Here is an 11,778-nt window from a genome sequence, read left to right as displayed (position 1 = left end):
TCTTTTGCCATCCCATCGGATGTTTTTATAGATAGTTGCTCACAAAGTGTAATCGGTGTTGCTTAAATCGTAATTAGAATCATCAAGCAAATCTGATGAGTAAGATGATCTTTGTTAGCTGCCATCAAATGATAAAGAAATTGGCATCTTTTCCATTTCTTTTAAGGCGAACACTTTAGTAAAAAGAATAAAATCAGTCGAGTTAAGATCGCTACGTAATGAATTGTCACTAAAGTTGGATCTTGCCGCTCCTACGCCAATATCAAGGATGCCATTGACAGAGTAACCTATATTAAGCGCATAAGCCGTTATGTTCTTTGCGGCAGCAGTACCTGCATTAAAAACAGGTGCGCTCTTCCCCTTATTGAGAAAAATACTTTGAGATAGCAACACATTTGGTAGGCTGACAATGATTAAAACAACCATGAAACGCTTCATGCTACACTTCCCTAAATTAGGGGTGAAGGGCTATGTAGGTGAATTCTTGATTAATGATAATTTAAGATGTGTTTAAAGGGATGTCAAGGATTTGTTTGGGAGGGATATAAAATTTCATTCTAATATGCCGATAATTAGTTAAAAAGGGGATATATGTCTAAAAACGGGCAGCTTCTCATGATGCTGCCCGTTTATTTTTGCCTTACATCACACTTGCAAACTGCCTTTAATACCGTGCGTATAAATGGATGTTGTGGGAAATTATTGGGGATATGAATTGCGTAATTTAGTTGCTAAACTATACCAATCGGTACGCGCCCGGAATTTTACGGATGTGAATGTGCAGCTTGGGAATAAGGGCAGTGTTTTTAGTGAGGTTGAGCGGGGCGGAAAGAGAGGAGAAGGTGATGAAGAAGTGAGGTCTTTTTAGATGACCTCTTTGATAATTCCCCATGATTTTAAAAAAATCTATTTCTTCCTTCGTTTCTCTAAAAGTTTTATAAAGCCATCCCTCATAAGTCCTGTTTCCTTTGGGCCTAGAATCGCAAGAAGAGTACCAATAGGCAAGGATTGATTAGTTGTTTGTATAACCGTTACTTTAAATCGTTCATTAGGGAATTGCTTCCGCAAGCTTTTGCCATGGTTTGCTCGGCGAGCGACTTCCCAGCCATCATGATCCACCAGAAGTTTTATTAATTGATTACCAGATATGGCAGGTAAATCTTTATTACCCCGAGGCTTCGGCATATTGTTGTAAAGATCTAAACTGATGCTGTTCGAAAATATTTGGATCTAACTTAGGTTGCACCTTGATTTTATGTTGTTTGATTTCCTGGGGAAATTCCTTAAACATAATAACATTATTCTCTTTCAAAAACCTATCAAGCTCACCTACTTCGCTAAGACCAGTTAATTTTAATTCTATTGCCTCTTCGATACTTTCCTTTGCTTCATCAAGGCTGTTGCCAAATGAAGCGCTCCCCAATTCGATACATTCAGCAGTCCAGCGATTATCATCCTCTTTTTTGAAGTATATTGTTAAATGAATATAATATACTTTGTCCATACTAAACCTCCAATAGTAATTGTATTTATTGAACCTGTTTATCTCCTTTTCGTTATTTTAGGCTGGTTTATGAAATTTATATAACAATAAGAACCTAATTTATTAAGGTAAATATGTCAATAGAAAAGTACCCATAAACGGGAAAAATCTCAAGTACACCACAATAATTTATGTTACTTTCTGCATTTTTATTAACCATACTTATCAAATATTTGTTTAAGATCCCGCATATTTAAAATAACACGCACCAATCGCCATTCGCGGGAAATTCGACTCCAGTTAGGGGAAGTTAGGAGCAGAGGCCGATCCTGGCGGTGGGAAATTATTGGGGAAATTGAATTGCAAAACTAAATGGGCAACTATACAAAGCCAATATTTCACTGAATTATTTACCGCGTCAAAAAAAACTAGCAATTTCAAACATACTATGTTACTCTAAAGTAACATGAACAATAATAACAAACATCTAAGTTGGAAAGCATTTTCAGACTCTACTCGAAGAACGATCCTCGATCTTCTAAAAGAGGAGCCTCGAACAACGAGTTATTTGTGTGACTATTTTAAAGGTCTGTCACGCTTTGCGGTGATGAAGCATCTTGGCATCCTTCATGATGCGGATTTAGTCATTGTCAAACGTGAGGGTAAATTTCGTTGGAATTTTATTAATACGGCGCCAATTCAGGAAATTTATGAACGCTGGATGAGCAAGTATACAATCCCCCTTGCTGTATCGATTTCTAATTTAAAACAACATATCGAACAAGAAAAAAAAGGAGAAATCAGTATGACAGATAAAGAGCAAAGTCTTACGCAGGTAAGTTCAACACAAATCGAGTTAAAGATCGATATCCGGGCTTCAAAGCAAAGGGTATGGCAGGCCATCACCGAGGAAATCGGCACCTGGTGGCGCAAGGATTTTTATGTGTATGAAAATGCAAAGCTCGTTTTCGAAGCCTATCCCGGTGGCCGTTTGTATGAAGATGCCGGCGAAAAAGGTGGGGGAGTGTGGTATACGGTCATGAATATTTCACCTCCAAACCAATTGCAGTTGGTTGGACACTTGGCGCCACAATATGGCGGTCCAGCCACAACGATTTTGCAGCTCACTTTGGCAGAAGCCAACGGTTCAACAACATTACATGTTTCAGATGCATTGTTCGGCCGGTTATCCAACGAGACACAATCCCAGGTTTCTGAAGGTTGGAGATTGCTTTTTGAAGAAGGATTGAAGCCGTATGTGGAAGGTCATAGTTAAGGGAATATTTGTGAATTGGTCATAATTAGTGACCCATCTTTTACCCAAACGGTAACATTTACAAATTCCGTCTTTTTGCCGATAAATCTAACAAACCAGAATTAACAAAATGAAATCCAGACGAAATTATTATCGGGTTCTCCACATTCAGCCCGACGCGCCATTTGAAATCATTCGCTCAAGTTATCGTACATTGATGAAAGAGCTCCGGCAGCATCCGGATTTAGGAGGTGAACACTGGAATGCCAAGGTATTAAATGAAGCCTATGAGGTTCTCAGCGATCCCTTTCAACGCGGAGTCTATGATATTAAACTTTATGAATATTATACTAAGGAACCTTTTTCCTCAAAGGAGCCCGAAAAGACGCCAATAATTCGTGTTTTTTGTCCCTTTTGTAAACGACCCTTAGCCCGCAAGGCAAGTCCAAATGAAACCTGTTATACGTGTAGCTGTCCGTTGGAATCAAGCGATGATGAGGAGCTGGAACAGAAATGCCGCCGCTCTGTGGTGCGGATCAAGAAATTCGGTAAAATTCGATTTTATTCGTATTGGCCGCAAAAGGGGGATGATGCAGACATTATTGATCTTTCGCCGAAGGGCATGCGCTTCCTCAGTAAGAAGGGTTTGCCAAACAATATCGTCATTAAAGTAAGCGGAGCTTTGCTTAAAGCAATCGCGAAAGTAGTTGAATGTCATCGCCAAAAAATAAACGGCACAATTTTCTATTCAGTTGGCGTTCAATTTCAGACAGTCACATTTGCAATTTCGTCTGGCTCGTTTCTTTCTGCTTCTGCATAATAGGCCACAGACTGCCACAGACTTACACAAGACTAGACCCACAGACTGCCACAGACTTGCATAAGACTAGAACCATAGGCTTATACAGACTTTTAACACATCTCAGAAATCACTTTTATTTTTTGAGGCACAGTGTAAGTGAGTGGTCCATTTTTTAGTCTGTGTATGTCTTTGGCATTTTTTCGTCCGTGCGAGTCAGTGGCTTAAGTCAGTGGCTTTATGTGCCGCTCGATCCCACAACAATCTGGGGAATATTTTCTACCATCTTGTTAATCGCATCAATCTCAGTAGTAATCAATTGCTCGTAAGCACGGACAGCGGCAGTTGTTTCTTCTTGCAGCTGTGATAGACGCAGCAATTGTGGTTTCGTTGGCCGCGCCGTAGCGCCATCAATGGCTCTGGATAAAGACCGAATTTCTTCGCGCAAGCGTGGTCGCTGGCGATAAGACATGCTGGGCGGCGGACGCTGCAGTTCATTCCGCATCTCCTTAATATTTTTGAGTGTATTTTTAATTGCTTCAGTTATTTCACTAGGCATTCCTTTTGCGTCATCGTTGGATCCATTATGACCATTGGTCGCCGCAGGCATTTGTTTAACTTTTTTACTTAGCTCTTTCAATTGGTCAGTTAATAATTTTGTATCATTGAGCAATTTATTGGTTTGGGATTGTAAATCCCGCAATGCAAGTGTCGCTTCCGCTTGCGCCTGGTAATCCCCAGGGGTCATTTCAATACGAAAATCAGGACGAACCGTAATAGACGATGTTAATGTTTTTCCGCTAACTTCCAAAATAGCTGCAAAAGTTCCGGGAGTAACCCTTGGCCCGCCGGCACCAAAACGTCGGCGTCTGGTGGTAGTCGGCGCGTTTAGCCTGGTTCCTTGACCGTAACGTAAATCCCAGACTATTCGATTTACACCGGCCTTGGCTGTAGAATCCGTTATGGTCCTCACCAAATTGCCGTCAGAATCGTTGATGGTTAACTTTACCGGCTCGTCAGCTTTTTCCGCCAGGTAAAAGTTCACATAAGCGCCGTAAGCAGGATTTTTTGCAATATATGTACGCTGGCCCAGGTTTTCGATACGACCCTGCAAGTGCCATCGAGTAGCCGGACGGGATTCAAAGAGATGAACGTCTTGCTTTTGTGCTTCAGCCAATTCCTGCAGAGGCCGAATATCGTCCAAAATCCAGACGCCGCGTCCGTGGGTGGCTACCACCAGGTCTCGTTCACGTGCCTGTACACGTAAATCTCGCACTGAGACTGGTGGTAAATTATTATTGATTTTTGTCCAGGTTAACCCCTTGTCCCAGGAAGCAAAAATACCATGCTCCATGCCGGCATACAGCAGGTTTGCATTATGTGGATCCTGGCGGATCACCTTGACATAATCATCCTGTGGCAAGCCCTTGCTTACCATAGTCCAGGAGCTGCCATAATTTGTCGTCATGAACGCATAGGGTCGGAAGTCATCACTGCGGTGATGATCGACTGCGACGAAGGCTGTACCTGCATCATGTTCGGATGCGTGAATCTTAGCAACCCAGGAAAAATCCGGCAGTCCTTTTATTTTATCTTTTATATTTGTCCAATTCTTACCGCCATCGCGGGTGATTTGGATGTTGCCATCATCAGTTCCCACCCAAATAACACCCTTTTCCACAGGTGATTCTGCTATGGTTAAAATCGTGCAGTGAAATTCTGCAGCAGTATTGTCCTGGTAAATTTCGCCACCCGAAGTTTGCTGCTTACTTTTGTCGTTGGTGGTTAAATCCGGACTAATGATTTCCCATGAATAGCCTTTATCGGTTGTCTTAAACAGTACATTTCCGCCAAAATAAACCGTATTGGGATCATGAGGTGAAATAAGAATGGGTGAGTCCCAATTAAAGCGGTATTTGTGTTCGAAAATGGCATCGCCTGCAGAACCCGTTATTTTAGGGTAAGGATGGATATTGCGAACATTGCCCATTCGCGAATCCACATGAAAAATGACACCGCCCTGCAGATTGGCATAAATTTCATGCTCACTTCCCGGTATCGGAACAGCATAATAACCATCGCCGCCTGCCAGGGCTTTCCAGTCCCGCTTTAAAATACCAACGCTTCTCAATGAGTTACTCGGCCCGACCCAGGTACCGTTATCCTGCAATCCGCCGTAGACATTATATGGATCGAGATCGTCGAGATTCAATTGATAAAATTGGGACAGTTCGACATTATTAATGATATCGAAGGTTTTACCGGCGTCATATGAAACCTGGAAACCACCATCACTGCCGCTTAGTAAACGTTTGGAATTCATCGGATCGATCCAGAAAGCCTGGTGGTCGCCATGAACCCCCCGGGCTATTCTGGTCCAATTTTTACCGCCATCGGTGGATTTGCTTAATCCACCGGAAAGGGCGTAAATATGATCAGGATTGTTAGGATCGACACGGATATCGCTGTAATAAAATGGACGAAAATTGATATTGGGATTGTCATACACCTTCCGCCATGTATCGCCGCGATTATCCGACCGGAAAAAGGTACCATCTTTTTTAAATTCGGTGATCATGTAAACAATATTGGGTGAGCTTTGCGCCACTGCTACACCGATGCGTGTCATTGAACCTTTAGGCAAACCCTTGGTCAATTTTTTCCAGTTAGCGCCGCCATCCATCGAGCGGTAAAGCGCTGTTTCTTTACCGCCATCATCGAAACGCCAGGGCCGGCGGCGGAATGTCCACATACCGGCATAGAGAATACGTGGATTGTTATTTTCCATGGCAATATCCGAGCAGCCGGTGTCCTCGTTTATATAAAGAACTTTTTCCCAGGATTTACCGCCATCGCTGGTTTTAAATACACCGCGCTCTTCATTGGGTCCCCACTCACGACCCAATGCTGCAACGTATGCTATATCAGGATTATCCGGATGAACGACAATCCGTTTGATACGTTCGGTGCCTTCCAGGCCCAGATGCGTCCAGGTTTTACCAGCATCCAGGGAACGGTAGACGCCATGGCCGTAGCCAACGCTATTGCGAGGATCGCCTTCGCCGGAGCCCAACCAGATAACATTTTGGTCAGATGGCGCAATGGCAATAGCGCCCACGGAATAGGAGCGTTGGTCGGTAAACAGATCTTCGAATGTAACCCCGCCATTTGTGGTCTTAAACAAACCGCCATCTGCTCCGGCAACATAATATGTGCTTGGATCACCCGGAATACCGGCAATGGCCGTTACTCGGCCACCCATATTCGCCGGACCGATTGCACGCCATTTCAGTGATTTGAGCGCTTTATCCGGTGGCATCGGTTGACCGAAGGTTGGTAAAGTGGTAAACAAAACCGCCAGTATTATAAAGCATAGAGATAATCGTTTCATAACGACCTCCTTTGGGTTTGTGAAATGGTATGGTTACCTATTGTGTGAATCATTTTTTAATTTAAAAGGGACATACAGAAGTTGGATATTCAACTTTAGAAAGTTCAAATTCCTGATCAATATCCTGCCGGACTGAATTAATATAAAGCAAAACAATTAAAAATGAAACAAAATAAATTTATTGTCGAATGGTTACAAATCTGTAGTCTTTGGGTATTGACCTAGCTTTTCCGCTACAATCAAACTACCAGCAATTGGAATTAACTTCACAATATTGATGGATACAGCCATCAATCGATTTTGTATCCAATTACACAAGAAAGGAGTTTCTCATGATAAAGTCTGAAATAAACAAAATACAAACATGGAGGAAGGTCCTAGCATTTTTTTTGTTGATCTTATTATTCGGCGCAGCTAATGTTTGTGCCCAGTTTCCGCCAAAAGAATTGAAAAACTTGAAGGTGTTTCCAAAAGAAATAGCCATCAATGAACTTATCGAAAATATGAAAGGCTTTACCGGGCGCTTGGTTTTCGTTGCCAGTATTGCCTTATGGGTGAAGAAGGATGCCACTTTCGCAATTCGATTTTCCTGCAGATGAAAAAGAGACCAAAGAAATTGCTCGGTTTATGCTCAAGATGACCAAAGAAATTAACAGCCAATATATGACAAAATTGGGTAGAGAGAAAACCATTGAAGTCAATTGTACAACCTGTCAGCATGGCCAGAATCTGCAGCAAACGCTTGAAGAGGTACTGACGGCAACCGTTTCTGAAGAAGGTATACAAGCAGCTATCTCAAAATACCATGATTTGCGGGAACTCAGCTTTGTTTACGATTTTCGGAAAAATGTACTAACCCGGCTTGCCAGTCAACTGGCAATGCAAAATCAAAGTGAAGAAGCAATCGAAATACTTAAATTGAATATTGATCATTATCCTAACTAAATCTTTCATGAGTTACTTTACATTAGTTAGCTGAGCTCCATGTGATGAAAGATGATAAAGCATTAGCGAAACAAAACTATGAAAAAGTAATGGAGTTGCTGCCAAATCCTATTGTGAAAAGAAACTCGAGGCGCTGGAAAAGGAATAATGATTTAGATTAAGTTTAGAATTAAATTATTCAAGAAAGTTGTTCATAAAGTGTTAAGAGGCTTTGGGTAAATTGTGGCCAGGAGTACCGGTCCTTTTGTTTTGCAATCTCACTAGCGAATTTTGATTTACAATTATTTTGAAAATAATAGTCGATTAAACGGGCTAATTCTTCGGCATCTTCATTTTTAAGGATGAGTCCGGTTTTCTCGTGTTCAATCAGTTCGGGTAATCCGCCTTTTTGGGTCACGATAAGCGGCAATTCATAATGCATTGCAATCTGCGCAATCCCACTCTGTGTGGCTGATTTATAAGGGAGAGCAGTCACATCCGCTGCCGAGAAAAATAGTGGGACTTCATCATCATTAATATAACGAATATGCAAGCTGACTTTCCCGGCGATTTCTTCTTCATCAATTATTTTTTGATATTCATCAAAACTGCCATAGATTTCACCGGCTACAAGCAGAAGATAATCATCACTTAAATGGCGCATAGATCTGAGTAGAATATCCAGTCCTTTATATTTTCGAATGAATCCGAAAAAGAGCAGTATCTTTTTGTCTTGCGGAAGGTTCAGTTGATTTAGCGCTTTTTCTTTTTCGACCTTCTTGGCAAAATGATCATAAATCGGGTGGGGATGCAGAACATATTGAGCCTTAGGTAAAACTCGCAATAAATCCTGTTCGACTACTTTGCTCATCACAACAAAGGCATCAAAACGATTGATAAAATATTTGACCAGGGCCAAGTCGCCTATTCTTTTTTCATGGGGAATCAAATTATCTATTATGGCAATCGATTTTGTCCCTTGCTTTCGCAATTTTTTTGACACATATCCAAGGGATGGTGCAAAAAAAGGCATCCAAAATTTCGCAATCAAAAGATCTGGTCGATATAAATTTATTTTTCTTGCAGTTAAATAATAAGACAATGGATTAATTGAATCTAACACCTCCTCAGATTCGATTACTTCAGCATTATCAGATTCGGTCACATATTGTGTTTGCCCCGGGAATAATAAATTGGGATACTGCCTTGTGAAGGTATAGGCTTTGGTGGTATGATTTTTTTTGAATTCATTAAATAGAGCCGCATTAAATTGAGCAATACCGCCACGAAAAGGGTAGAGGGTGGAGAGTAATGCTATTTTCATCGATCCAATAATTCATCGATAGCATTGTGAACCGAATTCACTGGAAGATCATACATGCAGTGCCGGTCACGCTGACATGTATTGCCATAATAACAATCGCAACCGGTATCCGGTTGTAAAATGATGCCGTTATCATAAAGTTCAAATTCATGCGGATTGAAGATATTGTTAAACAAAACCAGCGGGATCTTTAGTCCAATTGCAATATGCATCATCATGGTCACAGCAGAAATAATTATATCACATTGCGAGGTTAGAGAGATAAATTCCAGCAGTGAGAAAGTCCCCGGGTAAAATGCATTGGTTTTTTCGGAAAACGCCGTGTTCTTTTCATCTTCATCATTCCCGCCCAACAGAATCGGATAGTGTTGCGCATCTTGTAAGTTTCGGATTAATTCAAACCAATATTCATCGGGCCACAAACGAGTGAGCCATCTCGTCCCGCAACCGATATTTAAACCGATTATTTTTTTCGAACCCGCTTGTTCTCTTAATCCGGCCCACTTAACCTGATATTTTGGATCTGCTTCCAGAACATATGGTTCTTGGTTGAACTCAAAGCCACATAGCTCAAAGATTTCTTGTAGATAATTCTTCTTATTTTCTTTTGACAAATGATCGAATATACCTGTCAGATATTTGTGTTCGGCTAGAGAATTTACCGGAAAAACAGTACCGTCTTTTAAGCCGAAACCGTATTTTTGTGAAGCCTGGATTTTATCCAATAATGTACATGCATCGAGGTCTTTGTCCAAATTGATGGCAATATCGAAGCTTGCATTTGAGAGAATGAAGGCTGATTTAAAATTGAATTTGTAAATTTGATCAACATGCCTGTGCGAAAGTATTTCCGGGCTATCTGTAACCCATGAGATATGGCAATTTTGGGTTGTCTCCCTTAACTTTTTAAGTAAAGGTGTAGTGCGAATAACATCACCGATTGCAGCAAGTTTAATAATCAAAACCTTGGTTCGGATGGGTTTATAGTGATCACATGAGTCACATGACACATCGTATTTTTTGTTTGGCCAGCAAGGGATGTGGCCCTTGTAATGGAAACAATCTGTCTTGACCGATTCAGCTTTCATTCATAATCCCGTGCTAGTACGATTTTCAATTCGAATTGACTTCTGCAAGGTTAAGGTATCTATCAACAATAATTTTGCATTCATCAGTTGAAAAATCACCCCCATAAAATCTTGTAAACAAACTAGCCCGTAGTTCAGCAGGAGATAGATTTGGCTTTTCTGATAGAATTCCTGCTGCAGCTAGCTTTTTTGCAGAGTCGAACATCGAGCTTACCATTCTCAATCTATCCTGAGGAGAAGGAGCTAAGATCGTATCTTTGTATAGATTTGCGATATTCTTTGGTGTGTCATCCATTTTATTTTACTTTTTCTCATAATTTATCGAAATCAAGATCAACAGTCCATAAATCAAAATTTATGGTCGAAATCGAAAATAATATTGTTTTATATTGTTTTTGTCTTGTGAGAGTCAGTGGCACTCTTTAAATTTTTGTCTTGTGAAAGTCAGTGGCACTCTTTAATCCATAATAGCTTCAGCATCGATAACAATGTGAACATCATTACCCACTACAAGCCCGCCTTTGTCCATCGTATCATTCCAGCTTACGCCAAAATCATGGCGGTTGATCTTTATGGTTGCTTCAAAACCAGCCCGGGCTTTGGGTCCTTTATCAACCCCATCTACCCAGAATGAAGTTTGCCATTGGCCTAAATAATGGACCTCCATCTGCACTTCGCGGGTAACCCCGCGTAGGGTGAGATCACCCATAACCGAGTAGTCATTGTCGCCGGTTTGTTCTACTTTATTACTCTTAAAGGTTATTTCAGGATGGTTTTCACAATCTAAAAAATCTGCGCTCCGCAAATGGCCATCCCTATTCTCATCGCCGGTCCAAATTTTGCTTGCGTCGATTGTTATTTCCACGGAAGATTTTCGCGGATCAATTGGATCAAACTCAAGAGAACCGTGAATATCTGTAAAGTGACCGCGCACCCAGGTTACCATCATATGTCTGGCGCGAAATTCCGCTGCAGTATGACCTGGTTCAAAAGTCCATTTTGCCATAATATTACTCCTTTTTTGATTTATTCAACCATTAGCAATTTATACTTCTATAATTTCTTGTTTACCGGTATTTTTTTCAAAGATCTTGGTTAGATCTAAACCAAAATACCTGAAACATATCAACAACAAGGCAAGCATATTGATCAATGTATAGATCGGACAGATGATCTTCAAGGATTTTCTATCTTCTGTATGATTTCAATCAATATGGCCCCTAAAGAACAATTAGGGCAAACTAAATTGTTAATTTGAATCCGGAACCTGGCAACTTTGAGGATAGAAAAGAATAAATTAACCTGATAATTTATGAATTGCAGTTTTAAGCATAAATCTCTCTTAGTTGTCATCCCGTCGCACGACGGGATCTTGTTTGATATGATCGAAAAAGCTCAAAAGCAGGTATAGAATAAAGGGCTAAATAGATCCGTCCTGGATGACAGTGATAAGGTTTATGAATAGATCAGGTTAATCATCCGAAATGATTTAACTATCTAAAACTAGAAACTCA

General features: G+C 40.8%; 13 protein-coding genes. 5 read left to right on the top strand and 8 right to left on the bottom strand.

Annotated features, from left to right (window positions below; translation table 11 throughout):
- Positions 1-114: 114 nt before the first annotated feature.
- Positions 115-438, bottom strand: a complete 324-nt coding sequence (locus IIC38_17910; GenBank protein ID MCH8127806.1) for a hypothetical protein — start codon at positions 436-438, stop codon at positions 115-117.
- 277 nt (positions 439-715) lie between these two features.
- Between IIC38_17910 and IIC38_17905 the strand changes: the two genes are divergently transcribed.
- Positions 716-868 (top strand): hypothetical protein, encoded by a 153-nt coding sequence (locus tag IIC38_17905; GenBank protein ID MCH8127805.1) that lies wholly within the window; start codon positions 716-718, stop codon positions 866-868.
- Positions 869-906: 38 nt separating this feature from the next.
- On the opposite strand, the gene IIC38_17900 is transcribed toward IIC38_17905, so the two are convergent.
- Positions 907-1,185, bottom strand: coding sequence for a hypothetical protein (locus IIC38_17900; protein ID MCH8127804.1), 279 nt, complete (start codon positions 1,183-1,185; stop codon positions 907-909).
- Positions 1,166-1,504: a type II toxin-antitoxin system HicB family antitoxin gene (locus tag IIC38_17895; GenBank protein MCH8127803.1), complete on the bottom strand. Its 339-nt coding sequence runs from the start codon at positions 1,502-1,504 to the stop codon at positions 1,166-1,168. Before IIC38_17895 ends, IIC38_17900 begins: the two co-directional genes overlap by 20 nt.
- A 445-nt stretch (positions 1,505-1,949) precedes the next feature.
- Here IIC38_17895 and IIC38_17890 point away from each other — a divergent pair, with 445 nt between their 5' ends.
- Positions 1,950-2,759: a helix-turn-helix domain-containing protein gene (locus IIC38_17890; protein ID MCH8127802.1), complete on the top strand. Its 810-nt coding sequence runs from the start codon at positions 1,950-1,952 to the stop codon at positions 2,757-2,759.
- 109 nt (positions 2,760-2,868) lie between these two features.
- Positions 2,869-3,558 carry a J domain-containing protein gene (locus IIC38_17885; GenBank protein ID MCH8127801.1) on the top strand — a complete coding sequence of 230 codons (690 nt, stop codon included), beginning with the start codon at positions 2,869-2,871 and terminating at the stop codon, positions 3,556-3,558.
- A 217-nt stretch (positions 3,559-3,775) separates the two neighbouring features.
- Here IIC38_17885 and IIC38_17880 read toward each other — a convergent pair whose 3' ends face one another.
- The gene (locus IIC38_17880) at positions 3,776-6,928 is read right to left on the bottom strand and encodes a hypothetical protein (GenBank protein ID MCH8127800.1); all 3,153 of its coding nucleotides are present in this window, start codon (positions 6,926-6,928) and stop codon (positions 3,776-3,778) included.
- Between the two features lie 332 nt (positions 6,929-7,260).
- On the opposite strand from IIC38_17880, the gene IIC38_17875 reads away from it, so the two are divergent.
- Positions 7,261-7,527: a hypothetical protein gene (locus IIC38_17875; protein MCH8127799.1), complete on the top strand. Its 267-nt coding sequence runs from the start codon at positions 7,261-7,263 to the stop codon at positions 7,525-7,527.
- Complete coding sequence (locus tag IIC38_17870; protein MCH8127798.1) at positions 7,493-7,873, top strand: photosynthetic reaction center cytochrome c subunit; 381 nt, start codon at positions 7,493-7,495, stop codon at positions 7,871-7,873. The genes IIC38_17875 and IIC38_17870 overlap by 35 nt, the downstream gene beginning before the upstream one ends.
- A gap of 178 nt (positions 7,874-8,051) precedes the next feature.
- Here the strand turns inward: IIC38_17870 and IIC38_17865 are convergent, their stop codons facing one another.
- From IIC38_17865 to IIC38_17850, 4 genes are all read right to left on the bottom strand, one after another.
- Positions 8,052-9,176, bottom strand: a complete 1,125-nt coding sequence (locus IIC38_17865; protein ID MCH8127797.1) for a glycosyltransferase — start codon at positions 9,174-9,176, stop codon at positions 8,052-8,054.
- Positions 9,173-10,264: a glycosyltransferase family 9 protein gene (locus IIC38_17860; protein MCH8127796.1), complete on the bottom strand. Its 1,092-nt coding sequence runs from the start codon at positions 10,262-10,264 to the stop codon at positions 9,173-9,175. Before IIC38_17860 ends, IIC38_17865 begins: the two co-directional genes overlap by 4 nt.
- A 25-nt stretch (positions 10,265-10,289) precedes the next feature.
- Positions 10,290-10,559 (bottom strand): hypothetical protein, encoded by a 270-nt coding sequence (locus tag IIC38_17855; protein ID MCH8127795.1) that lies wholly within the window; start codon positions 10,557-10,559, stop codon positions 10,290-10,292.
- A 162-nt stretch (positions 10,560-10,721) separates the two neighbouring features.
- Positions 10,722-11,270, bottom strand: a complete 549-nt coding sequence (locus tag IIC38_17850; protein ID MCH8127794.1) for a YceI family protein — start codon at positions 11,268-11,270, stop codon at positions 10,722-10,724.
- Positions 11,271-11,778 lie beyond the last annotated feature (508 nt).

It is taken from the genome of candidate division KSB1 bacterium (assembly GCA_022566355.1).
GTDB lineage: Bacteria > Zhuqueibacterota > JdFR-76 > JdFR-76 > DREG01 > JADFJB01.
The sequence above is the reverse complement of the archived record's forward strand: the minus strand, read 5'-3'. Positions and strand labels throughout refer to the sequence as shown.

Bases quoted from the DNA above. Each gene is read 5' to 3' on its own strand.
- IIC38_17910 (MCH8127806.1), bottom strand. From the start codon at position 438: ATGAAGCGTTTCATGGTTGTTTTAATCATTGTCAGCCTACCAAATGTG.
- IIC38_17895 (MCH8127803.1), bottom strand. From the start codon at position 1,504: ATGGACAAAGTATATTATATTCATTTAACAATATACTTCAAAAAAGAG.
- IIC38_17865 (MCH8127797.1), bottom strand. From the start codon at position 9,176: ATGAAAATAGCATTACTCTCCACCCTCTACCCTTTTCGTGGCGGTATT.
- IIC38_17855 (MCH8127795.1), bottom strand. From the start codon at position 10,559: ATGGATGACACACCAAAGAATATCGCAAATCTATACAAAGATACGATC.
- IIC38_17880 (MCH8127800.1), bottom strand. From the start codon at position 6,928: ATGAAACGATTATCTCTATGCTTTATAATACTGGCGGTTTTGTTTACC.
- IIC38_17850 (MCH8127794.1), bottom strand. From the start codon at position 11,270: ATGGCAAAATGGACTTTTGAACCAGGTCATACTGCAGCGGAATTTCGC.
- IIC38_17875 (MCH8127799.1), top strand. From the start codon at position 7,261: ATGATAAAGTCTGAAATAAACAAAATACAAACATGGAGGAAGGTCCTA.
- IIC38_17885 (MCH8127801.1), top strand. From the start codon at position 2,869: ATGAAATCCAGACGAAATTATTATCGGGTTCTCCACATTCAGCCCGAC.
- IIC38_17890 (MCH8127802.1), top strand. From the start codon at position 1,950: ATGAACAATAATAACAAACATCTAAGTTGGAAAGCATTTTCAGACTCT.
- IIC38_17860 (MCH8127796.1), bottom strand. From the start codon at position 10,264: ATGAAAGCTGAATCGGTCAAGACAGATTGTTTCCATTACAAGGGCCAC.
- IIC38_17870 (MCH8127798.1), top strand. From the start codon at position 7,493: ATGCCACTTTCGCAATTCGATTTTCCTGCAGATGAAAAAGAGACCAAA.
- IIC38_17900 (MCH8127804.1), bottom strand. From the start codon at position 1,185: ATGCCGAAGCCTCGGGGTAATAAAGATTTACCTGCCATATCTGGTAAT.